This is a genomic window from Mycobacterium sp. DL99 (assembly GCF_004762045.1).
In the GTDB taxonomy this organism is placed as follows: Bacteria; Actinomycetota; Actinomycetes; order Mycobacteriales; family Mycobacteriaceae; genus Mycobacterium.
On sequence record NZ_SJOM01000007.1, the window covers coordinates 2,504,093 to 2,527,460 of the forward strand.

Annotated in this window: 21 protein-coding genes; 16 read left to right on the top strand and 5 right to left on the bottom strand. The window is 68.1% G+C overall.

All coding sequences use genetic code 11. The annotated features are described in order from the left end of the window. Positions 1–11 precede the first annotated feature (11 nt). The 3 genes from EYZ64_RS12550 to nicT are packed head-to-tail and all read left to right on the top strand — an operon-like array spanning position 12 to position 2,272. Positions 12–776, top strand: coding sequence for a FadR/GntR family transcriptional regulator (locus EYZ64_RS12550; RefSeq protein ID WP_135453723.1), 765 nt, complete (start codon positions 12–14; stop codon positions 774–776). A 9-nt stretch (positions 777–785) separates the two neighbouring features. Then, positions 786–1,115 carry an ArsR/SmtB family transcription factor gene (locus tag EYZ64_RS12555; protein WP_210115503.1) on the top strand — a complete coding sequence of 110 codons (330 nt, stop codon included), beginning with the start codon at positions 786–788 and terminating at the stop codon, positions 1,113–1,115. A gap of 56 nt (positions 1,116–1,171) precedes the next feature. Continuing rightward, complete coding sequence (nicT, locus tag EYZ64_RS12560; RefSeq protein WP_135453725.1) at positions 1,172–2,272, top strand: Nickel transporter NicT; 1,101 nt, start codon at positions 1,172–1,174, stop codon at positions 2,270–2,272. On the opposite strand, the gene mtr is transcribed toward nicT, so the two are convergent. Both mtr and EYZ64_RS12570 read right to left on the bottom strand, forming a co-directional pair. Then, on the bottom strand, positions 2,269–3,654 hold the full coding sequence (mtr, locus tag EYZ64_RS12565; RefSeq protein ID WP_135453726.1) for a mycothione reductase: 1,386 nt from the start codon (positions 3,652–3,654) through the stop codon (positions 2,269–2,271). The genes nicT and mtr overlap by 4 nt on opposite strands. A 9-nt stretch (positions 3,655–3,663) precedes the next feature. After that, positions 3,664–4,704 (bottom strand): alpha/beta hydrolase, encoded by a 1,041-nt coding sequence (locus EYZ64_RS12570; protein ID WP_135453727.1) that lies wholly within the window; start codon positions 4,702–4,704, stop codon positions 3,664–3,666. Positions 4,705–5,274: 570 nt separating this feature from the next. Between EYZ64_RS12570 and mqo the strand changes: the two genes are divergently transcribed. From mqo to EYZ64_RS12615, 9 genes are read left to right on the top strand one after another with little or no spacing between them, the layout of a single operon-like run. Then, positions 5,275–6,714, top strand: coding sequence for a malate dehydrogenase (quinone) (gene mqo / locus EYZ64_RS12575; protein WP_502703012.1), 1,440 nt, complete (start codon positions 5,275–5,277; stop codon positions 6,712–6,714). A gap of 13 nt (positions 6,715–6,727) precedes the next feature. Continuing rightward, positions 6,728–7,213, top strand: a complete 486-nt coding sequence (locus EYZ64_RS12580) for a GNAT family N-acetyltransferase (RefSeq protein ID WP_135453729.1) — start codon at positions 6,728–6,730, stop codon at positions 7,211–7,213. A 34-nt stretch (positions 7,214–7,247) separates the two neighbouring features. After that, on the top strand, positions 7,248–9,119 hold the full coding sequence (locus EYZ64_RS12585; RefSeq protein ID WP_167857808.1) for a magnesium chelatase subunit D family protein: 1,872 nt from the start codon (positions 7,248–7,250) through the stop codon (positions 9,117–9,119). Positions 9,120–9,153: 34 nt separating this feature from the next. Continuing rightward, positions 9,154–9,768 carry a cob(I)yrinic acid a,c-diamide adenosyltransferase gene (cobO, locus tag EYZ64_RS12590; RefSeq protein ID WP_135453730.1) on the top strand — a complete coding sequence of 205 codons (615 nt, stop codon included), beginning with the start codon at positions 9,154–9,156 and terminating at the stop codon, positions 9,766–9,768. A gap of 13 nt (positions 9,769–9,781) precedes the next feature. Continuing rightward, complete coding sequence (locus EYZ64_RS12595; protein ID WP_167857809.1) at positions 9,782–11,143, top strand: cobyrinic acid a,c-diamide synthase CobB; 1,362 nt, start codon at positions 9,782–9,784, stop codon at positions 11,141–11,143. A gap of 19 nt (positions 11,144–11,162) precedes the next feature. Then, the gene (gene cobA, locus EYZ64_RS12600) at positions 11,163–12,383 is read left to right on the top strand and encodes a uroporphyrinogen-III C-methyltransferase (protein ID WP_135453732.1); all 1,221 of its coding nucleotides are present in this window, start codon (positions 11,163–11,165) and stop codon (positions 12,381–12,383) included. 33 nt (positions 12,384–12,416) lie between these two features. Next, complete coding sequence (locus EYZ64_RS12605) at positions 12,417–13,937, top strand: MFS transporter (protein WP_135453733.1); 1,521 nt, start codon at positions 12,417–12,419, stop codon at positions 13,935–13,937. A gap of 21 nt (positions 13,938–13,958) precedes the next feature. Then, positions 13,959–14,633 carry a 4a-hydroxytetrahydrobiopterin dehydratase family protein gene (locus EYZ64_RS12610; RefSeq protein ID WP_135453734.1) on the top strand — a complete coding sequence of 225 codons (675 nt, stop codon included), beginning with the start codon at positions 13,959–13,961 and terminating at the stop codon, positions 14,631–14,633. 24 nt (positions 14,634–14,657) lie between these two features. After that, positions 14,658–16,418: a proline--tRNA ligase gene (locus EYZ64_RS12615; RefSeq protein ID WP_135453735.1), complete on the top strand. Its 1,761-nt coding sequence runs from the start codon at positions 14,658–14,660 to the stop codon at positions 16,416–16,418. A gap of 70 nt (positions 16,419–16,488) precedes the next feature. Here the strand turns inward: EYZ64_RS12615 and EYZ64_RS12620 are convergent, their stop codons facing one another. The 3 genes from EYZ64_RS12620 to EYZ64_RS12630 all read right to left on the bottom strand — a co-directional run bounded on the left by EYZ64_RS12620 (position 16,489) and on the right by EYZ64_RS12630 (position 18,256). After that, positions 16,489–17,109 (bottom strand): antibiotic biosynthesis monooxygenase, encoded by a 621-nt coding sequence (locus EYZ64_RS12620; protein ID WP_135453736.1) that lies wholly within the window; start codon positions 17,107–17,109, stop codon positions 16,489–16,491. A 146-nt stretch (positions 17,110–17,255) separates the two neighbouring features. Then, positions 17,256–17,735 carry a ferritin-like domain-containing protein gene (locus EYZ64_RS12625; RefSeq protein ID WP_135453737.1) on the bottom strand — a complete coding sequence of 160 codons (480 nt, stop codon included), beginning with the start codon at positions 17,733–17,735 and terminating at the stop codon, positions 17,256–17,258. Continuing rightward, a complete protein-coding gene (locus tag EYZ64_RS12630; RefSeq protein ID WP_135453738.1) occupies positions 17,732–18,256 on the bottom strand; it encodes a hypothetical protein in 525 nt (174 codons plus the stop codon). The genes EYZ64_RS12625 and EYZ64_RS12630 overlap by 4 nt, the downstream gene beginning before the upstream one ends. A gap of 208 nt (positions 18,257–18,464) precedes the next feature. Between EYZ64_RS12630 and rimP the strand changes: the two genes are divergently transcribed. From rimP to infB, 4 genes are all read left to right on the top strand, one after another. Further along, on the top strand, positions 18,465–19,010 hold the full coding sequence (gene rimP, locus EYZ64_RS12635) for a ribosome maturation factor RimP (RefSeq protein WP_135459973.1): 546 nt from the start codon (positions 18,465–18,467) through the stop codon (positions 19,008–19,010). Further along, the gene (nusA, locus tag EYZ64_RS12640) at positions 19,007–20,035 is read left to right on the top strand and encodes a transcription termination factor NusA (RefSeq protein ID WP_135453739.1); all 1,029 of its coding nucleotides are present in this window, start codon (positions 19,007–19,009) and stop codon (positions 20,033–20,035) included. Before rimP ends, nusA begins: the two co-directional genes overlap by 4 nt. Before the next feature lie 168 nt (positions 20,036–20,203). Beyond that, positions 20,204–20,437: a YlxR family protein gene (locus tag EYZ64_RS12645; RefSeq protein WP_286175279.1), complete on the top strand. Its 234-nt coding sequence runs from the start codon at positions 20,204–20,206 to the stop codon at positions 20,435–20,437. Positions 20,438–20,539: 102 nt separating this feature from the next. Further along, entirely contained in the window at positions 20,540–23,365 is a 2,826-nt protein-coding gene (gene infB / locus EYZ64_RS12650) for a translation initiation factor IF-2 (RefSeq protein ID WP_135453741.1), read from the top strand. Positions 23,366–23,368 lie beyond the last annotated feature (3 nt).

Below are 23,368 nucleotides of genomic sequence, written 5' to 3' on the forward strand. Positions count from 1 at the left end.
GATAGCTCGCCATGACAGCTGAACCGGATCCACAGCAGCCGACCGCCGCGGGGCCTGATTCGCGGCTCGCCGCGGAGGCGGCCGCGGGTGCACTGCTGCGCCCGGTCCGGCTGGGCAACGCCTTCGAGGACACCGTCGGCCGATTGTTGGAGACGATTCGGCTGGGGGTCCTGGGGCCCGGGGAGTCGTTGCCGCCCGAGCGTGAGCTGGCCGCCCGGCTGGGGGTCAGCCGCGACACGGTTCGGGAGGCGATCAAATCGCTGGCCGACGCCGGTTACCTGGTGTCCAAACGGGGGCGGTACGGCGGCACCTTCCTGGCCGAGGAACTTCCCCGGCATACCGCCGACGGGCCGAGGCCGACGCGCGAGGAGATCGATGACGCGTTGCGGTTGCGCGAGATCCTGGAGGTCGGAGCGGCGCGGATGGCGGCCGGACGCACCCTGAGCGCGGCCGAGCGCGACGGGCTCTGGTCGCGACTGGCCGACGTCCGCGCCGCCGAACCCGACGATTACCGCCGGCTGGATTCGCGGTTGCACCTGGCCATCGCCGAGGCGGCGGGGTCCCCGTCCCTGGTGCCCCTGGTCGCCGAGAACCGGATGCGGCTCAACGCCCTGCTGGATCAGATCCCGCTGCTGCCGCGCAACATCGCCCACTCCGACGAACAGCACGAGGCGATCGTGATGGCGATCCTGGCCGGTGACAGTGAGCGGGCCGCCGCGGCCATGCTGGCCCATGTCGGGGGATCGTCGGCCTTGCTGCACGGCTTTCTGGATTAGATTCGTACCGTGGGCCAGCACGGTAAAGAGGTCCAGGTCGAGCGCGCGTCGTCGGCCCTGGCCGATGTCGACACCTCGGGGTGGGCGCAGCGCTTCGATCTGCTGTCCGACCCGCACCGGCTGGAGATCCTGCTCGGTCTGCACCGGGCGCCGGGTATCTGTGTCAGCGATCTGGCCACGGCCCTGGGCCGTTCGGAGAACGCGGTGTCCCAGGCGTTGCGGGTACTTCGGGATCAGGGCTGGGTCACCTCAACCCGGGTCGGCCGCACCGTGAATTACCGCCTCGACGATGAGACGGTGCATGACCTGCTGCACTGGATCGGAGCGCGGCACGGCTGAAACCGTGTTCATCTGTTCATCTGGACAGATATATGGCGCAGTCTTAGGCTCGATAAATGACCACCGGCGCGGTTCCCGACGTGACTACGACGAAGCCGCAGCCATTCGACCGCGCCGATTGGACTTCGATCGCGATGGTCGCCGCGGTCGTGTTGCTGTTGCACGTATTCGGTTGGGGCGTGCTGATTTTCGGGGTTGCGCCGCAACACATCACGCTGGGATCGGCCGGGGTGTTCGGGGTCGGACTCGGTGTCACCGCCTACCTGTTGGGCGTGCGGCACGCCTTCGACGCCGACCACATCGCCGTCATCGACAACACCACCCGCAAACTCGTCGGTGAGGGCACGCGATCGCTCTCGGCGGGATTCTGGTTCTCGCTGGGGCATTCCAGCGTGGTGTTCGGGCTGGCCCTGCTGCTGGCGTTCGGAGTTCATGCGCTGGCCGGGCCGGTGCAGAATGAGGATTCGCCGATGTTGGAGACCCTCGGGCTGATCGGGTCGGTGGTGGCCGGGACGTTCCTCATTCTGATCGGCCTGACGAATCTGTTCGCCGTCGTCGGGATCGCCAAGATCTTCCGCGCCATGCGTGGTGGACAGTTCGACGAGGCCGAGCTCGAACGTCAACTTCAACAGCGGGGCTTCCTGGCCCGTCTGCTCGGCCGGTTCATGCGGCGGGTGAGCAAGCCGTGGCACCTGTACCCGGTCGGCTTTCTGATGGGCCTGGGCTTCGACACCGCCACGCAGGTGGCACTGCTGGTGCTGGCCGCGGGTGCGGCAGCCTTCACGTTGCCCTGGTACGCCATCCTCGTGCTCCCGGTGCTCTTCGCGGCGGGGATGAGTCTGTTCGACACCGTGGACGGAATCTTCATGTCGCGGGCCTACGGCTGGGCATTCCTGCAGCCGGTCCGGAAGGTCTATTACAACCTGACGGTCACCGTGTTGTCGGTCATCGTGGCGCTGGTGATCGGCGTCATCGTCCTCGCCGGCCTGCTGGTCGAGCGACTGGGCATCACCACGGGTCCGCTGGCATTCATCGGTTCGGCGGACCTGGAGTTCGTCGGATTCGCGATCGTCGGGCTTTTTGTATTGAGCTGGATTGTGGCCCTGGGGATCTGGCGGTTCGGCCGGATCGAGGAGCGGTGGGCCGCGCGGGCCTAGTCGGTCAGGCCCAATAGCGCGTTCTCGATCACCTCGGCCAGTGCCGGGTGGATCCAGTACTGGCCGCGGGCAACTTCTTCGGCGGTCTGCCCGAAGCTCATCGCCTGGATCAACGGCTGGATGATCGAGGAGGCCTGGTAGCCCATGATGTGGGCGCCGAGAATCCTGCCGGTGTCGCGATCGCCGATCAGCTTGACGATGCCGGTGGTGTCCTCCATCGCCCAGCCGTAGGCGGTGTCGCCGTAGGCCTGGATCTTGGTGACGAAGTCGTAGCCCTCGTCGCGGGCCTGCTCCTCGGTCAACCCGACCATGGCGATCTGCGGTTCGGTGAACACGGCCGACGGCACGAAGCGGTGATCGCTGCGCATCATCGCGTCGGTGTCGTCCCAGTCGTGCAGGAGGTTCTCCTTGACCACCCGTGACTCGTGGTTGGCCACATGCTTGAGCTGATACTCCGAGGACACGTCGCCGAGGGCGAAAACGCCACGCGCCGTGGTGCGTTGGTATTCGTCGACGATGACCAGACCGTCCTCGTCGACCTCCACCCCGGCGAGCTCGGCGTCGAGCAGATCCCCGTTGGGGACCCGGCCGGTGGCCACCAGCAGCATGTCGGCGGGCAGCGTCTTGCCGTCGTCGAGGTCCAGAACGATCTGGTCGCCCTCGTGGTGTGACCCGATCACGTTCTCATGGGTCCGTACGTCCCACTTCTCGGCGGCCAGCGCGGTGAACTGCCGGCAGATCGTCTCGTCGCAATGGCTGAGCAGACAGTCACCACGCACCACGATGGTGACCCGCACGCCCAACGCCGAGAACACATGGGCGAACTCGGCAGCGACGAACCCGCCGCCGACGATCACCAGGTGTTCGGGCAGTTCGGGGATACGCATGATGTCGTCGCTGGTGTAGTACGTGACGCCGCAATCCAGGATGGCCGGCGGGACGTAGGCGCGGGATCCGGCAGCGATCACCACCTGATCGCTGCTGAATTCGTCACCGGCCTCGGTGCGCAGCGTGTAGCGACCGTCGGCGGTCTTGGGTCCGAACCGGGTGTGGCTGGCGTACACCGTGATGTGCTGGTCGTTGCGGCGGTAGTCCTCGCCACCGGCGGCGATCGGGTCGATCCGGCCGAAGACCCGCGCGACGATGTCGGGCCAGCGCACCTTGTCGATGTGGGAATCGATGCCGTATTTGGCGCTGGCACGGATCGTGTCCGCCACGTCGGCGGCGTAGACGAACATCTTGGTCGGGATGCAGCCGACGTTCAGGCAGGTGCCGCCGAACGTGCCCTGCTCGCAGATCGCGACTTTCTTGCCGGCGTAGCGCTCGTCGAGAATGCTGTTGCCCGAGCCGGTGCCGATGATCGTGAGGTCGTAATGCTCCATGTGCGCTCCCTATCCGGAAGGTGTTGTGCTCGGCCGGGTTTGCAGGCTCAGGTAGTAGTCCAGCCAACGGTCGAGCTCGCGGTAGGCATCCGCGCGGGCGTCGGCCACTGACAGGAAGACGTCGTGCTTGGCGTCGGTGATCGGAGCCACTGTGGTGTGGTTACCCACGCAACCCGACCACCGCGCGATCTGACGGACGTCGAGCACGGCGTCGCCGCGCTGCATCGCCGCCGGATCGGAGGATTCAGTGACGCTGCGGTCCGAACGCAGGATCAGATTCGGGACGCCGACGTCCAGGCCGCGGTGCAGGCGGGCCTGTCCGCGGCGGATCGCGTTGATCCACCCGAGGGTGACAGGGAAGCCCCCCAACGGTTTCCAGTCCAGGTTGTAGTCGAACTCGCCGCCGTACTCGCGGTGCAGTGTGGTGCCGTAACCGCCTTCGGTGGGTTTTCGGATCACCGACAGCTTGCGTAGCCGGGCCAGGGCGATCAGGGCGGCCGACGTGGGCGCGGTGCGCAGGATCGCCGGTCCGTGCAGATCGAAGAACGGGCTGTTGAGGACCAGTCCACCGACGTGATGAGTGGCCAATCGGCCGCTTCGGCGCAGCCGGTCGGCGAACAACGTCAGGATCAGCCCGCCCGCCGAATGCCCGTACAGGCACACCGTGGCGTTGCCGGTGTCGGCGGCGATGACCGCCAGGGCCCGCTCGAGTTCGGTGTCGTAGCGCGCCAGATCCGTGGTGAAGTGCGGGGTCTGGCCGCCGTGGCGGGAGCGTCCGCACTTGGGCAGGTCCAACGCGTAGAACGAGAAGCCACGATCGGCGAATCGATCGGCGAGTTCGGTGTGGAAGAAGTAGTCGGTGTAGCCGTGCAATGCCAGTACGGCGTGGCCAGACCCGCCCTGCCCGTCTGGTGCCGCCGCGCCCGGACCCCGGCGTACCAGCGTGGCGACCAGGTCGCCTTCGCCGTCGGGATCAGGTCCTGCATCGATGGTCTGTTGCCAGAACCCCGGCAATACATCCGGCTCCCAGGCGGGCTCCCGTGACGTCACGGTTCCACCCTAACCGCGCCCCGAAAATCAGCGCCGTGACGAGGCCGGGAGTGCAAATGCTGCGGACAGAAGCCGGAGACTGCCTCCGGTAAATATCCTCCGGTAAATAAGTGGACGCAGTCTCCGGTTGTCGGGGTGGGCCGAGAGGATCGATGAGCAGGCCGGTGTCCAACGCCGGTCCGCGACGGTTACGGGTCGATGCCGCCCCGCGACCACCAGCCACTTCTCACCGCTGCCGTTCGCCCGGGACGGTGTCTCGATCTTGGTCGACGAGGTGGCCCGGGCGCGGCTTGGGTGGTTGGCAGCCTGGATCGCCTGGGTCGGCCAGCAACCAGATCGGAGGCGAGAACCAGCGCATCCGACTGGTTCGGCTGCTCATCGACGGGCAGCGGGTGACGGATAGCACTACCATGCCTGGCCAACCGGGATTCGTCGCGCGATAACCTTGGAATCACAGAAAGCCGTCGACGTCGACGGGCCGCGCAATACAAAGGACGAGCGATCAGGGTGTCTGAGGCAAACGTGGGTACGACCGTGAAGACAGACGTCGTGCTGGTTGGGGCCGGCATCATGAGCGCAACCCTTGGCGCGCTGATCCGGCTGCTGGAGCCGGACTGGTCCATCACCATGATCGAGCGGCTCGACGGTGCCGCTGCGGAGAGCAGCGATCCGTGGAATAACGCAGGCACCGGGCACTCGGCGCTGTGTGAGCTGAACTACACCCCCGAGCGCTCCGATGGCTCCATCGACACCACCAAGGCCATCAACGTCAACGAGCAGTTCCAGGTGTCACGGCAGTTCTGGGCCTACGCCGCCGAGAACGGCGTGCTGCCCGACGTACGCGGCTTCCTCAACCCGATCCCGCACGTCAGTTTCGTGCACGGCGCGGGCAACGTCGATTACCTCAAGCGCCGTCACGAGGCACTCGTCGGCAATCCGCTGTTCGCCACGATGGAATTCATCGACGACAAGGACGAATTCGCCCGCCGGCTGCCCTTCATGGCCGCCAAGCGTGATTTCTCCGATCCGGTCGGTCTGAACTGGTCGCAGAACGGCACCGACGTCGACTTCGGTGCGTTGTCGCGCCAGCTGATCGGTTTCACCGCGCAGCGCGGAATGGACACCCTGTTCGGCCACGAGGTGCGCAACCTGCACAAGGAGTCGGACGGAACCTGGACGCTCAAGGTGACCAACCGGCGCACCGGCCTCAAGCGCAAGTTCAATGCCAAGTTCGTGTTCGTCGGCGCCGGCGGCGGTGCACTGCCGTTGCTGCAGAAGTCGGGCATCCCGGAGGCCAAGGGCTTCGGCGGTTTCCCGGTCGGCGGCGCGTTCCTGCGGACCAACAACCAGGTGCTGACCGCGGGCCACCAGGCCAAGGTGTACGGACTGCCGCCGCTGGGGGCCCCGCCGATGTCGGTGCCGCACCTGGACACCCGCGTGATCAACGGCAAGTCGTGGCTGCTGTTCGGTCCGTTCGCCGGCTGGACGCCGAAGTTCCTCAAGCAGGGCAAGTTCACCGACCTGCCGTTGTCGGTCAAGCCCAACAACATCATGTCCATGCTCGGTGTCGGACTCACGGAGATGGGGCTGGTCAACTACCTGGTCGGCCAGCTGCTGCTGAGTGAGGCCGCGCGAGTTGACACCCTGCGTGAATTCGCGCCCAGCGCAGTCGATTCCGACTGGGAGCTGGACATTGCCGGGCAGCGTGTGCAGGTCATCCGGCGCAACGGCGCGGGCGGTGTGCTGGAATTCGGCACCACCGTGCTCACGGCGGCCGACGGCAGCATCGCCGGTCTGCTGGGCGCCTCGCCCGGCGCGTCCACCGCGGTGCCGGCCATGCTCGACGTGCTGGAGCGCTGCTTCACCGATCGCTACCAGAGCTGGTTGCCCAAGCTCAAGGAGATGGTCCCGTCACTCGGTACCAAGCTGTCGAACGAACCTGGCCTGTTCGACGAAGTCTGGGCGTGGGGTACCAAGGCGCTCAAGCTGGACGATCCTGTGACCGCGTGACCGGAGCGGGCGGATGACGGTCGCATTACGCCGCAGTTGGGCCAAAGACCTCGACGTGCCAACGCTTTACGAGCTGCTCAAGCTCCGTGTCGAGGTGTTCGTGGTGGAGCAGGCGACTCCCTACCCTGAGCTCGACGGCCGGGATCTGCTTGCCGAGACCCGTCACTTCTGGTTGGAAAGCCCCGCCGGAGAAGTCATTTCGACGTTGCGGCTGATGGAAGAGCATCCCGGCGGGGAGAAGGCGTTCCGGATCGGCCGGGTGTGCACCAAACGCAGTGCTCGGGGCAGTGGGCACACCACCCGGCTCATGCAGGCGGCACTGGCCGAGGTCGGCGACTACCCGTGCCACATCAATGCCCAGACCTACCTGGTCGACATGTACGGTCGGCACGGATTCGTCCGCGACGGCGACGAATTCCTTGATGACGGAATCCCGCATGTGCCGATGGTGCGTCCCGGGGCCCGACCCGACGAGCGCTTGCGCGAGGAGCCGATGTGACGAGAGAGCGAATCTTCCCGATGGCGGCCCTGAGATGACGGTGGAGACCCACACGTATCCGTTCAGCGCTCTGGTCGGGCAGGACCGGCTACGCCTGGCCTTGCTGCTGTGCGCAGTCCATCCGGAGATCGGCGGGGTGCTGATCCGCGGCGAGAAGGGGACGGCGAAATCCACGGCGGTACGCGGCCTGGCCGCGGTGCTGTCCGCGGTCGACGACGACGCCCGCCTGGTCGAACTGCCGATCGGTGCCACCGAGGACCGGGTGGTCGGTTCACTGGACCTGCAGAAGGTGCTCCGTGACGGCGAGCATGCCTTCTCGCCCGGCCTGCTGGCCCGCGCCCACGGCGGCGTGCTCTACGTCGACGAGGTCAACCTGCTGCACGACCATCTGGTCGACGTGCTGCTCGATGCCGCTGCGATGGGTCGCGTACATGTTGAGCGCGAAGGGATTTCGCACTCGCACGAGTCCCGCTTCGTTCTGATCGGCACCATGAATCCCGAGGAAGGCGAGTTGCGTCCGCAGTTGCTGGACCGATTCGGGCTCACCGTGGACGTGGCCGCCTCGCGTGACGTCGACGTACGTGTCGAGGTGATCCGGGCCAGGATGGCGTTCGAGGCCGACCCGCGGGCGTTCGTCGATCGTCATGCGGCTGCCGACGCCGAGTTGGCCGATCGGATTATCGCGGCCCGGGCCGCGATTGGCTCGGTGGTACTGCCCGACGCCGAACTGCGCCGTATCGCCGCCCTGTGCGCGGCATTCGACGTCGACGGGATGCGCGCCGATCTGGTGGTCGCGCGCACCGCCGTCGCCCATGCCGCCTGGCGCGGCGCCACCACGGTTGCCGAAGAGGACATCCGGGTGGCTGCCGAGCTGGCACTGCCGCACCGGCGCCGCCGCGATCCGTTCGACGATCCGGGCCTGGATCCCGAGCGACTCGAAGAAGCCATGCAGCGGGCGGGGGAGTCCGCCGAGCAGTCGGGTCACGACGCCGAGCCGTCTGATCCGGACTTCGACCCCGACTTCGACCCGCCCCGGGGTGGGGCCGATGCGGGTTCCGAAAGTGCCGCGCCGCAGGGTAATTCGAAATCAGCCACCCGTCCGAGTGCCCCGCCGTCGGCGGTGTTCCGGACCAGGGCGCTGGTGGTGCCCGGGGTCGGCGAAGGTGCCCCCGGTCGCCGTTCGCGGGCCCGCAACCGCACCGGCACGCCGATCGCGGCCACCGCCGAACCCGGCAGTGGGCACGGGTTGCACATGTTCGCCACCCTGCTCGCCACCGCGGGCCGCCAACAGGGGGCGGGCCTGCCGCGACCCCGCCCCGAAGACATCCGGCGCGCGGTACGTGAAGGCCGCGAAGGCAATCTGGTGATCTTCGTCGTCGATGCCTCCGGGTCCATGGCCGCCCGCGATCGGATGTCAGCCGTCACCGGAGCAACGATGTCGCTGCTGCGTGATGCCTACCAGCGTCGGGACAAGGTCGCGGTGATCACGTTCCGGCAGCAGGATGCCCGCGTGCTGCTCCCGCCCACGACGTCGGTGCACATCGCGAGCCGCCGGCTGGCCCGGTTCGACACCGGGGGCAAGACCCCGCTGGCACAGGGCCTGCTGGCCGCCCGCGATCTCGTCGTCCGGGAGAAAGCCCGTGACCGCGCCCGGCGCAGCCTGGTGGTGGTGCTCACCGACGGCCGCGCCACCGGGGGCCCCGATCCGTTGGGCCGTACCAGACAAGCGGCGGCCGCGTTGGTGGCCGAGGGTGCCGCCGCCGTGGTGGTCGATTGTGAAACATCGTTCGTGCGACTCGGATTGGCCGGGCAACTGGCCGAACAGCTGGGATCACCTGCGGTACGGCTCGAGCAGTTGCGTGCGGCCGAACTGACCCGGCTCGTGCAGCACCAGACCGCCGCCTAGCCGGCCCGAGACTCTGAGCAGGAAGGACCCGACCATGCCACAGGGACAGCCGCTGACCGTTCCCGACGACGGCCTGACCACCAAGGCCCGCCGCAATGCGCCGCTGCTCGCGGTGCACACCGGGCCGGGGAAGGGAAAGTCGACCGCGGCCTTCGGGATGGCGCTGCGGGCGTGGAACCAGGGCTTCTCGGTGGCGGTGTTCCAGTTCGTCAAGAGCGCGAAGTGGAAGGTCGGGGAGGAGGCCGTATTCGGTCAACTCGGCCGGCTGCACGATGAGCACGGTGCCGGCGGGCCGGTGGAGTGGCACAAGATGGGCTCGGGTTGGTCCTGGACGCGCAAGCACGGCAGCGACGTCGACCACGCGGCGGCGGCCGCCGACGGCTGGGACGAGATCAAACGCCGCCTGGCCGAAGAGCGCCACGACTTCTACGTACTCGACGAGTTCACCTATCCGCTCAAGTGGGGCTGGGTTGCCGTGGAAGAAGTAGTCGAGGTGCTCCGCACGCGTCCGGGCACCCAGCACGTGGTGATCACCGGTCGAGACGCCCCGCAGGCGCTGATCGATGCCGCGGATCTGGTGACGGAGATGACCAAGATCAAGCATCCGATGGATGCCGGCCGTAAGGGCCAGAAGGGCATCGAGTGGTGAGCGCGGTGCGCTGGTGACCACCCCGGCGGTGGTGATCGCCGCACCGGCATCGGGCAGTGGGAAGACCACGGTGGCAACGGGTTTGGTCGGTGCGCTGCGCCAGGCGGGTCACTCGGTGGCGCCGTTCAAGGTCGGCCCGGACTTCATCGACCCCGGCTACCACGCCCTGGCCGCCGGCCGTCCGGGTCGCAACCTGGACCCGGTGCTCGTCGGCGAGGGATTGATCGGCCCGCTCTACCGGCATGGGTGTGCCGGTGCCGACATCGCGGTCGTCGAGGGCGTCATGGGCCTGTTCGACGGTCGTATCGAGGGGCAGATGACCGGCATCCCGCGGGGTTCGGCGGCCCAGGTCGCAGGTCTGTTGGGGGCCCCGGTGGTGCTGGTGGTCGACGCCCGCGGGCAGAGCCACAGCATCGCCGCGCTGCTGCACGGCTTCGTCACCTTCGACCCGGCCGTGCGGATCGCCGGGGTGATCCTCAACCGGGTGGGCTCCGACCGGCACGAGGCGGTGTTGCGCCAGGCCTGTGAACATGCCGGCGTGACGGTGCTCGGTGCCATTCCGCGAGCCGATGAACTATCCGTCCCGTCAAGGCATCTCGGTCTCATCACCGCCGTCGAGCACGGCCGGCAGGCGCGCGACGCGGTGGCTGCGATGACCGCCCTGGTGGGCCGCCACGTCGACCTGGCGACCATCGTCGCCGCCTCGGCTGCCCACGTGACCGCCGAGCCGTGGAGTCCGGTGGCTGAATCGGTGACCAATGTCACGGTGGCGCTGGCCGCGGGTAAGGCGTTCAGCTTCAGCTATGCCGAGCACGCCGAGCTTTTGCGCGGGGCGGGCGCACACGTCGCCGAGTTCGACCCGCTGTCCGAACCCCTGCCCGCCGGCGCCGACGCGCTGGTGCTGCCCGGCGGGTTCCCCGAACAGTTCACCACCGAACTGTCGGCCAACGATCTTGTCCGCCAGCAGATCAGGGACCTGGCCACCCGCGGTGCCCCCGTGCACGCCGAGTGCGCCGGCCTGACCTATCTGGTCGATGATCTCGACGGGGCACCGATGTGCGGTGTGCTGGCCGGTTCGGCACGGTTCACCGAGCGCCTCACGCTGGGCTACCGCGACGCGGTCGCGGTAGCCGATTCCTGCATGCATGCGGCAGGCGATCGCGTCACCGGTCATGAATTCCACCGGACCGCAGTGGAATTCGGCGACGATCTGCCACCGGCCTGGGCCTTTGCCGGCCCCGGGCAGGCGGCTCGGCGGGACGGCGCGGTGCAGCGCGGCGTGCACGCGGGGTACCTGCATACCCACCCCGCGGCACACCCCGAGGCCATCACCCGCTTCGTGACCACAGCAGCAACCTCTAAGCTCGGCGGGTGATCCGCACGCGAGGAGGAATGTGACTTCAGAGAATGCCTACCTCGTCGGCCTGCGCCTGTCGGGCAAGAAGGTCGTCGTTGTCGGCGGCGGAACCGTCGCGCAACGTCGGCTGCCCCTGCTGATCGCCCACGGCGCCGACGTACACGTGATCGCGCGGGCGGCCAGCCCCGCGGTGGAGGCGCTGTCGCACGACGAACCGGGGATCACCCTGCAGCTGCGCGACTTCCGCGCCGGGGATCTCGACGGTGCCTGGTATGTGCTCGCGGCCACCGACGACTCCGAGGTCAACGCCGCCATCGCCGCCGAAGCCGATGAGCGGCGCATCTTCTGCGTTCGCGCCGATGTCGCCCGCGACGGATCCGCGGTGACCCCGGCGACATTCGACTCCGACGGCCTCTCGGTGGGCGTCCTCGCCGGCGGCGAGCACCGCCGTTCGGCAGCCATCCGCACCGCCATCCACGAAGCCCTGCAGCGTGGCCTACTCGCCGCGGACTCCGGTGGGGAGCCGGGGGAGGCGCCCACGGGGGTGGCCCTCGTCGGCGGCGGTCCGGGTGATCCAGAGCTGATCACCGTGCGGGGACGGCGCCTGCTGGCCCGCGCAGACGTCGTGGTCGCCGACCGGTTGGCCCCCCAGGAGTTGCTGGCCGAACTCGGGCCCCATGTCGAGGTGATCGACGCGGCCAAGATCCCCTACGGGCGGGCGATGGCGCAGGAGGCGATCAACCAGGTTCTGGTGGACCGGGCCCGTGCCGGAAAGTTCGTCGTCCGTCTCAAGGGAGGCGATCCGTTCGTCTTCGCCCGCGGCTACGAAGAGGTCCTCGCGTGCACCGAGGCCGGCATCCCGGTCACCGTGGTTCCGGGTGTGACAAGTGCCATATCGGTACCCGCATTGGCCGGGGTTCCGGTCACCCACCGAGGCATGACCCACGAGTTCGTGGTCGTAAGCGGTCATGTTGCGCCCGGCCACCCCGAATCGTTAGTGAATTGGGATGCGCTGGCGGCGATGACCGGCACGATCGTGCTGCTGATGGCCGTCGAACGCATCGAGCTGTTCACCAAGGCGCTCCTGGATGGCGGCCGACCTGCGGATACGCCGGTCCTGGTGGTGCAGCACGGCACCACTGTCGCCCAGCGCACCCTGCGGGCCACGCTCGGCGACGCGCCCGAGAGGATTCGTGCGGACGGCATTCGACCTCCGGCGATCATCGTGATCGGACCTGTGGCTGCCTTCGGCGGTTAAAGGATTCTTAAGATTCCGGTAAGGTGACCCGTTATGACGGCTCTCAACGACGCCGAGCGCGAGGGTCTTGCGGCCCGGCTCCCGTCCTGGTTCCCGTCCTGGGGCTTCCTTTCCGCGGTCATCGCGATCGGCGGCATGCAGCTGCTGGCCACGATGGACAGCACGGTCGCGATCGTCGCGCTGCCCAAGATCCAGGACGAGCTCGGCCTGTCCGACGCTGGACGTAGCTGGGTCATCACGGCCTATGTGCTGACCTTCGGCGGGCTGATGCTGCTCGGTGGACGGCTCGGCGACACCATCGGCCGCAAGCGCACCTTCATCGTCGGTGTCGCGTTGTTCACCATCGCCTCGATCCTGTGCGGTATCGCCTGGAACGAAGCGACGCTGGTGATCGCGCGACTGCTGCAGGGTGTCGGCGCGGCGATCGCCTCGCCCACGGGGCTCGCGCTCATCGCCACCACGTTCCCGAAGGGGCCGGCCCGCAACGCGGCCACCGCCGTGTTCGGCGCCATGACCGCGATCGGTTCTGTGATGGGTCTGGTCGTCGGCGGTGCCCTGACCGAGGTGTCGTGGCGGTGGGCCTTCCTGGTCAACGTCCCGATCGGGCTGATGATGCTCTATCTGGCCCGCACCGCACTGCGCGAGACCAACCGTGAGCGGATGAAGCTCGACGCCGCCGGCGCCCTGCTGGCGACCCTGGCCTGCACGGCCGCGGTGTTCGCCTTCACCCAGGGACCCGAGAGTGGCTGGTTGGCGCCGATCACCCTGGCCTCCGGGGGAGCCGCGGCGGTCTTCGGTATCGCGTTTCTGATCGCCGAACGCAGCGCCGAGAACCCGGTGGTGCCGTTCGACCTGTTCCACGAGCGCAACCGGGTCGCCACGTTCGCGGCCGTCTTCCTGGCCGGCGGTGTGCTGTTCACCCTCACCGTGCTGATCGGCCTGTACGTGCAGGACATCCTGGGCTACAGCGCCCTGCGCGCCGGTATCGGCTTCATCCCGTTCGTGATCGGTATGGGAATCGGCCTCGGGGCGTCCTCGCAGATCGTGCGGTTCTTCCAGCCGCGCATCGTGGTCATCGCCGGCGGCATCCTGGTGCTCGGCGCCATGCTCTACGGGTCGACGTTGCATGCCGGCATCCCGTACTTCCCGAACCTGGTGCTGCCCATCACCATCGGCGGTATCGGCATCGGGATGATCGTGGTGCCGCTGACTCTGTCGGCCATCGCCGGTGTCGGCTTCGATCAGATCGGCCCGGCCTCGGCCATCGCGCTGATGCTGCAGAGCCTGGGCGGCCCGCTGGTGCTGGCCATCATCCAGGCCGTCATCACCTCGCGCACCCTTTATCTGGGTGGGATCACCGGACCGGTCAAGAACATGGACGGCCCGCAACTGGCCGCACTGGACGCGGGTTACACGTACGGGCTGCTGTGGGTGGCCGCGGTCGCGGTTCTGGTCGGCATTGCGGCGTTGTTCATCGGCTACACCTCCGAACAGGTGGCCCAAGCCCAAGAGGTGAAGGACGCCATCGATTCCGGAGAGCTCGAGCTCGACTGACGGCTTGCCAGGTCGATGCCGATGAACCGCCGGGAGATCTCCGAGGCCGTCGGCCCGCTGGGCTGGCGTCTGGTGCTGGGAGCCATCTACACCGAGGTGCTGGTGCCGTCGATGGCCGACGCGGCGGCCGCGGCCACTCGCGCGGTGCACGCGGCCGGCGCCGACGCGCCACGACACCTTTCGATCGACATCCGATCCGATCGGGCAGTGCTGCGCCTGCGAACGCGTGATGCAGGTGCGGTGACCGAGCGGGACCTGGAACTGGCTCGCGCGGTGTCCCAGACCCTCGCCGTACACGGTTTCGAGCTGACCGCCGGAACCGGAGCGATCCAGGCGGTCGAGGTCGCCATCGACGCCCTCGACATCGGTGCGGTTCGCCCGTTCTGGAAGGCGGTCACGGGCTATATCGATGAACCCTCGGCCGAGCCAGGCTCCTCCGATCTGAACGCCGGGCTCGTCGATCCCTTCGGCCGCGGCCCGGCGATCTGGTTTCAGCAGATGGATGCGCCTCGGCCGCAGAGAAATCGGATCCACCTCGACATCGACGTCACGCACGAGGCGGCGCAGGCTCGCGTCGCCGCGGCCCTGGCGGCCGGCGGCCGCTTGCTCAGCGACCGCCGCGCACCAGCCTTCTGGGTACTGGCCGACGCGGAGGGCAATGAGGTCTGCATCTGTACCTGGCAGGGCCGTGACTGACGACACGCCTTAAGGTTGTCGCCTGTGATCACCCGCATGTCCGAGCTGTTCCTGCGAACCCTGCGTGACGACCCCGCTGATGCCGAAGTCCCCAGCCACAAGCTGCTGATCCGGGCCGGCTATGTCCGTCCGGTCGGCCCCGGCATCTACAGCTGGCTGCCGCTGGGCCTGCGGGTCCTGCGCCGGATCGAGAACATCGTGCGGGAAGAGATGAACGCGATCGGCGGCCAGGAGATCCTGCTGCCCGCACTGCTGCCGCGTGGCCCGTACGAGACCACCAACAGGTGGACCGAATACGGCGACACCCTGTTCCGGCTGCAGGACCGGCGGGGCAACGACTATCTGCTCGGGCCGACGCACGAGGAGATCTTCACGCTGACCGTCAAGGGGGAGTACTCCTCCTACAAGGACTTCCCGGCGATCCTGTACCAGGTCCAGACCAAATACCGCGACGAGGCGCGACCGCGCGCAGGCATCCTGCGGGGCCGCGAGTTCGTGATGAAGGACTCGTACTCGTTCGACGTGGACGACGACGGCCTCAAGAACGCCTACCACGCCCACCGCGAGGCGTACCAGAAGATCTTCGGACGCCTGGGCGTGCGCTACGTGATCGTGTCGGCGGTCTCGGGTGCGATGGGCGGCAGCGCCTCGGAGGAGTTCCTGGCCGAGAGCGAGGTCGGCGAGGACACCTTTGTGCGCTGCCTGGACTCCGGGTACGCCGCCAACGTCGAAGCGGTGATCACCCGGGCGCCGGCGCCACTGCCCATCGACGGGCAGCCCGCGGCGCAGGTGCACGACACCCCGGACACCCCGACCATCGCGACGCTGGTCGACTGGGCCAATTCGGCTGACCTGGCCCAGTTCTCGGGTCGCGAGGTCACCGCCGCCGACACCCTGAAGAACGTCCTGCTCAAGACCCGCGAGCCCGGCGGCGATTGGGAGCTGCTGGCGGTCGGCGTGCCCGGCGACCGTGAGGTCGACGAGAAGCGCTTGGGCGCTGCGCTGGAACCGGCCGAGTTCGCTCTGCTCGATGACGCCGACTTCGCCAGGAACCCGTTCCTGGTCAAGGGTTACGTCGGACCGAAGGCGTTGTTGGACAACGAGGTTCGCTACCTTGTCGATCCGCGCGTGGTGGACGGCACGGCGTGGATCACCGGTGCCGATGCGCCCAACAGGCACGTGGTCGGCCTGGTCGCCGGTCGTGACTTCACTCCCGACGGCACGATCGAGGCCGCCGAGGTCCGCGACGGCGACCCGTCACCCGATGGTGCCGGCGTGCTGAGTTCGGCGCGCGGCATCGAGATCGGTCACATCTTCCAGCTGGGCCGCAAGTACGCCGATGCCTTCACCGCCGACGTGCTCGGCGAAGACGGCAAGCCGGTGCGGCTCACGATGGGTTCGTACGGCATCGGCGTGTCCCGCATGGTCGCGGTGATCGCCGAGCAGCAGCACGACGATCTGGGCCTGCGCTGGCCGAGCGCCGTCGCGCCGTTCGACGTGCACGTGGTCGTGGCGAACAAGGACGACGTCGCCCGGAGCGGAGCGACCGAGCTCGTCGCCGCCCTGGACCGGCTCGGCCACGAGGTGTTGTTCGACGATCGCAAGGCCTCACCCGGCGTGAAGTTCAAAGATGCCGAGCTGCTGGGCATGCCGTGGATCGTGGTGGTCGGCCGCGGTTTCTCCGATGGTGTGGTGGAGCTGCGTAACCGGTTCACCGGCGAGAACCGCGAGATCGCCGTGGATGATGCGGCAGCCGAGATCTCGGCGGTACTCACCGCCGGCTGAGCGTGACGGCTCGGAGGTAATGACGATGCCGGTGCGCTGACAGCCGGTCAGCGCACCGGAACGCTCGGGCTCACGCCAACTCGGGCACCCGCAGGTGGGCGAGGGCCAACTCGAACTCGCATTCGTTCAGTTCCTCGGCGCCGACTTCGCGGATCGACGAAGTCTTCAGCGCGCTGGCCTGCTCCTTGCTCCGTTCCATCGCTTCGCGGCTGTCGAACGACGCCGACGACACGCCCCGCCCGGATGCGCGGTCGACCATCAGGCTGGCGCTGCAGAACCCGTCGAGGTCCTCCATCGCGGGCAGCACGGACGCCTTGTAGTGCTCGATGCCTCCGTCGATCTGGCCCGGCTCCAGCTTGGCCCATGTCGCCCGGACACACGCGCCCTCGTGGGTGCGATGGTCGCGGTGCAGGACGGCGATCTCCCACTCTTCGACGGTTGCGGTGCCCCCGAATGCTTCCACCGCCCCTTCCCGCAGCGGTGCTGCCCGCTCGGCGCTCGCGTGCATCGCATCTTCGGTCTCCCACGCGCTGGTGGCAATGCACCGGCCGGATTCGCGATCGACCAACAACGAGATTCCGACGCAGCCGTCCATCGCCTGCAGCGCGGGCATGACCTCGTCGCGAACATGCGCGATACCGGCATCGATCGACTCGGGTTGCGCCTGGACAGTGGTAGAGCGTGCGTACACGATCCACCCCCTTTATTCGGGGCGGCGCCCCGGTGGCGCCACCGGTCCGACCTCTACCTTTCGCTCGGCGAGCGGACGTTGCAATGGGCACCGCGGGATCAATTACCGGGTGCAATCAAAGGGGATCCGGAGATCGCCTGCGAGGGCTATTCGCCCCCGCCGGGGAAGGCGACCGTCACCGGCCAGGCGTTCACGATCGCGCGCCACCTGGCGGCGGTGACGGCCGTCTGCGACAGCGCTGTCAGCGCGAAAGTGCGGTCCTCGGCGCTGGTGGCCTGTTCGAGCAGCGCCCGCCAGGCCACCGAGGAGTCCTCCTCCATGCGTATCGCGAGGTTGGCGGCATCGGTCGGATCGTTCACCGGTGCGGGCAACTGATAGCCGGCCGCGGGTAGCGGCGGGGTGACCGAGCGGGCTTCGAGCATGACCATGGCCGATTCGCGACGTGCCCGGTGTTCAGCCATCGCCGTGGCCACCAGGGCGTTGTCCTCGGCCGTCGAATGGGCCGATACCAGCCCGTAGCCGTAGATGGCCCCGTGCTCGACGGCGACGGCATCGAAGAGGGCGGCATCGGCGGCGGTGGTCGGACGGCTGGGCGAGGTGGTCGATCGTGGTCCGGGTGAGGTCACTGTGCACCTCCCAGCGCGACGGTGTAGGCGGCCGTACACGAGGCGGCGATGGATCCGAGTAGGCCGGCGCGGTAACCGGAGAGCGTGCGAGCCAGGCCCGCGGCGCTGTCCGCGGACTCCTTGAGCGCGTTGAGGACGTCGTCGACCCCGGGTGCGGACGTATCGCCTCTGGTACTCGGGCTGGCCTTGGCCGTGCTGCCGGTGGTGCCGGCAGCGGTGCTCGTGGGGGCGACGCCCGTCATCCTGATCAACTCGTCGGACAACGCCTTGGCATGCGCGGTGCGGTCATTCGCCACGGCGTTCAGGGCCCGGGTCACCGCTGCCTGCGGAGACTGGGCGGCTGCCACATCGGCAGCCAGTGCACTGTCGGCGCGCGCGCGGTCCCACTGCTCGGTCAGGTCGTCCACTTCGGGCTGAGGCGTCGTCGTACCGCAGGCGGCGGCGGTGGCGCCCAGCAGGGCAAGGGCCGCGGCCGAGAGCAGTACGCGCCGCCGGCTGATGTCTGCATGGGCGCTCGGCACGTGAACATCCTGCCATTGCTCGGGAACCGGCCTGACGCGGCGCCGAGCGGTCGGCCGGCGCCGGTGCGACCACATTCGCCACGCACCAGATTTCGATTGGCGGTTGCTGCGGCGCGCCTGGCGTATCGTGAATAGGCGATTCCAGGGCCGATCCAGGTGGCTGGCCCTGGGATTTGTGTCGGAGACAATTCAAGATGAGGAGCTCGCCGTGGCACCGGATCCAAAGTTGCGGTCTGCGGATTTGCCGTCGCAGACGCAGGTGATCGAGCTACTAGGTGGCGAGTTCGCGCGCGCCGGTTACGAAATCGACGATGTCGTGGTCGACGCATCGGCTCGTCCAGCCCGCATCACCGTGATCGCCGACGGCGACGATGGCCTCGATCTCGATTCCCTGGCTGCGCTGTCGCGGACGGCCGCGGAGCTGCTCGACCAGCTCGCGCAGGGCGACACGCCGTATGTGCTCGACGTCACCTCGCCGGGTGTGGACCGGCCGCTGACGCAGGCCAAGCATTTCCGGCGCGCCCGTGGGCGCAAGGCTGAGTTGACTCTGGCCGATGGCACGGTATTCACCGGCAGGCTCGGGGAAACCGACGGCACAGTGCTGAAAGTCGTGGTGCCAGAAGGGCGGGATCTGACCGTCCGCGAGCTCGCTCTTACTGATATCGCCAAAGCTGTTGTGCAAGTGGAGTTTTCACCTCCAAACCGACGTGAACTGGAACTGTCGGGAGAAACCGGAAAGGGGGCCGGGGAATGAACATCGACATGGCGGCGCTGCATGCCATCGAAGCGGACAAGGGCATCACCGTCGACGTGGTCGTCGAGACCATCAAATCGGCATTGCTCACCGCGTATCGACACACCGAAGGGCATGAGCCCGACGCGCGCATCGACATCGATCGCAAGACCGGTGTGGTCAAGGTGATCGCCCGTCAGACCGATGCCGACGGCAACGTCCTGCATGAATGGGATGACACGCCAGAGGGATTCGGCAGGATCGCGGCGACCACCGCCCGGCAGGTGATCTTGCAGCGGTTGCGCGATGCGGAGAACGAGAAGACCTACGGGGAGTTCGCGGCGCACGAGGGCGACATCGTCGCCGGGGTGATCCAGCGCGATGCCCGGGCCAATGCCCGCGGACTGGTCGTCGTACGGATGGGCAGCGAGACCAAGGGGTCCGAAGGGGTGATCCCCAGCGCCGAGCAGGTGCCGGGGGAGCGCTACGAACATGGCGACCGGCTGCGTTGCTACGTCGTCGGCGTCACCCGGGGGGCGCGTGAGCCGTTGATCACGCTGTCCCGCACTCATCCGAACCTGGTTCGCAAACTGTTCTCCCTGGAAGTGCCCGAGATCGCCGACGGGTCCGTGGAGATTGTCGCGGTGGCCCGCGAGGCCGGGCACCGGTCCAAGATCGCGGTGGCCTCGCGGGTGCCCGGGCTGAACGCCAAGGGGGCGTGTATCGGCCCGATGGGCCAGCGGGTGCGCAATGTGATGAGCGAATTGTCGGGCGAGAAGATCGACATCATCGACTACGACGAGGACCCCGCGCGTTTCGTCGCCAACGCCCTGTCGCCTGCCAAGGTGGTGTCCGTGTCGGTGATCGACGAGGCCGCGAGGGCGGCGCGGGTGATCGTCCCGGACTTCCAGCTTTCCCTGGCGATCGGCAAGGAAGGGCAAAACGCCAGGTTGGCGGCCCGCCTCACCGGTTGGCGGATCGATATCCGCAGCGATGCGGCGCCGCAGCCAGACCATGACGTCCGGCCCGGGGCGGTACACGATTGACAGTAGTGACCGGCGTTTCGGACCACAGCCCTCGGGGCGGTAGACTCAGCCGTGATCCAGCGCGAGACTCCGGCTCTGACGCATCGAAGCACCTCCGACACCTCTGTCGGACCAGTGCGGACCTGCATCGGATGCCGGAAGCGAGAGTTGGCCGCCGAGTTGCTCCGAGTGGTCGCGGTAACCGACGGGAATGGGACGCGTTCCGTAACCGTTGATACCGCGGCAAGCCTGCCAGGACGTGGTGCGTGGCTGCATCCCGACCAGCAGTGCCTGCAGGTAGCAGTGAAGCGGCGAGCCTTCGTCCGAGCGTTGCGACTCACCGGTTCACCGGATACATCCGCGGTGATCGAGTACGTCGAGGAGATCTCGACAGGCTCGACGCCCCGGCAACAGAACAGGTAGCGAAGAACATGAGCACACCGTGAAGTCCCGATGACCATGCGTCATAGCTAAACCCGAGGCGCGGCGCCTACCACCGCTGTTGCCTCCAGACGAGGAGATGTAGTGGCAGCAGGTAAGGCCCGTGTACACGAGTTGGCAAAGGAACTCGGTGTCACCAGTAAGGACCTCTTAGCCAAGCTCAAGGAGCAAGGCGAGTTCGTCAAGTCGGCGTCCTCCACCGTGGAGGCGCCGGTCGCGCGTCGGCTGCGCGAATCGTTCGGCGCAAAGGCCGGCGGTAAGAAGCCCGAAGACAAGCCCCGTCCGCAGGGCGGAGCCGCGCCCGCGGCACCCAAGCCCGGTGCTCCCAGCCCGGCGACGGCGGCCAAGCCGGCTCCGGCCAAGCCCGCCGCGCCCGCGGCTCCGGCGGTCGAACCCCAGGCTCCGGCCGCTGAGGCCGCGCCGGTCACCCCGGCCCGGCCCGCAGCACCCAAGCCCGCCGCTCCGCAGCCCCCGGCTGCACCGAGTGCACCTGCCGCCGCGGCGCCCAGCGCCCCGGCAGCACCGGCTCCGGGTGCTACGCCCGGTCCGCGGCCCACTCCCGGAGCCACACCCGGACCGCGTCCGGGCCCGGCTTCAGGCGCCCCGAAGCCTGCCCCGCGCGCTCCGCGCGTCGGCAACAACCCGTTCTCCTCGCAGCAGCCTGTCGAGCGGCCCATCCCGCGTCCGCAGCCGCGGCCCGGTGCCCCGCGTCCCGGCGGCGGCCCGCGTCCGTCGCCCGGCAACATGCCGCCGCGACCGGCAGGCGCCGGTGCTCCGGGTCGTGGTGGCCCACGCCCCGGCCCGCGTCCCGGCGGTGGCCCCCGTCCCGGCGGTGCCGGTCAGGGTGCTCGTCCCGGTGGTGCTGGTGGCGGCGGTAACTACCGCGGCGGTGGCGCCGGCGGCGGTGCCGGCGCAGGCGGTGCGGCTGCCGGTGGTTTCCGCGGTCGCCCCGGTGGTGGTGGCGGCGGTGGCCGTCCCGGCCAGCGCGGTGGCGCGGCCGGTGCGTTCGGTCGTCCCGGCGGTGCCCCCAAGCGCGGCCGTAAGTCGAAGCGGGCGAAACGCGCCGAATACGAGAACATGCAGGCGCCGGTCGTCGGTGGCGTGCGGTTGCCCAAGGGCAACGGCGAGACCATCCGGCTGGCCCGCGGCGCATCGCTGAGCGACTTCGCCGAGAAGATCGACGCCAACCCGGCCGCACTGGTCCAGGCGCTGTTCAACCTCGGTGAGATGGTCACGGCGACCCAGTCGGTCGGTGACGACACCCTGGAGCTGCTCGGCAGCGAGATGAACTTCAAGGTGCAGGTCGTCTCGCCCGAGGACGAGGACCGCGAACTCCTGCAGTCCTTCGATCTCACCTACGGCGAGGACGAGGGTGACGAGGAAGACCTCGAGTTCCGCCCGCCCGTGGTCACCGTCATGGGTCACGTCGACCACGGCAAGACCCGACTGCTGGACACGATCCGCAACGCCACTGTCCGCGAGGGCGAGGCCGGCGGCATCACCCAGCACATCGGCGCCTACCAGGTCGAGGTCGATCTGGACGGCAACGTCCGGCCGATCACCTTCATCGACACCCCGGGTCACGAGGCGTTCACCGCCATGCGTGCCCGTGGTGCCAAGGCGACCGACATCGCGATCCTCGTGGTTGCGGCCGACGACGGCGTCATGCCGCAGACGGTGGAGGCCATCAACCACGCGCAGGCCGCTGATGTGCCGATCGTGGTGGCGGTCAACAAGATCGACAAGGAAGGCGCCGACCCGGCCAAGATCCGGGCTCAGCTCACCGAGTACAACCTGGTGGCCGAGGAGTACGGCGGCGAGACCATGTTCGTCGACATCTCCGCCAAGCAGGGCACCAACATCGAGGCGCTGCTGGAGGCGGTCGTCCTGACCGCCGACGCATCCCTGGACCTGCGGGCCAACCCGGACATGGAGGCCCAGGGTGTGGCGATCGAGGCGCACCTGGACCGCGGTCGCGGTCCGGTGGCCACGGTGCTCATCCAGCGCGGCACCCTGCGTGTCGGCGACTCGGTGGTGGCTGGCGATGCCTATGGTCGCGTCCGCCGCATGGTCGACGAGCACGGCGACGACGTCGAAGAGGCGCTGCCCTCGCGTCCGGTCCAGGTCATCGGCTTCACGTCGGTGCCGGGTGCCGGTGACAACTTCCTGGTTGTCGACGAGGACCGCATCGCCCGCCAGATCGCCGACCGGCGCAGTGCGCGCAAGCGCAATGCCCTGGCCGCACGCAGCCGTAAGCGGATCAGCCTGGAAGACCTGGATTCGGCACTGAAGGAAACCAGCCAGCTGAACCTGATCCTCAAGGGCGACAACGCCGGTACGGTCGAAGCCCTCGAGGAAGCCTTGATGGGCATCGAGATCGACGACGAAGTGGAGCTGCGGGTCATCGACCGCGGTGTCGGTGGCGTCACCGAGACCAACGTCAACCTGGCATCGGCCTCGGACGCGATCATCATCGGGTTCAACGTCCGTGCCGAAGGCAAGGCGACCGAGCTGGCCAACCGCGAGGGTGTGGAGATCCGGTACTACTCGGTGATCTACCAGGCGATCGACGAGATCGAGAAGGCCCTCAAGGGCATGCTCAAGCCGGTGTACGAGGAGAAGGAGCTCGGCCGCGCCGAGATCCGGGCGATCTTCCGGTCGTCCAAGGTCGGCAACATCGCCGGCTGCCTGGTCACCTCGGGCATCATGCGCCGCAACGCCAAGGCCCGGCTGCTGCGTGACAACATGGTGGTCGCGCAGAACCTCACGGTGTCCTCGCTCAAGCGGGAGAAGGACGATGCCACCGAGGTCCGCGAAGGTTACGAGTGCGGTCTGACGCTGACCTACAACGACATCAAGGAAGGCGACGTCGTCGAGACGTACGAACTCGTCGAGAAGGTGCGTACATAACCG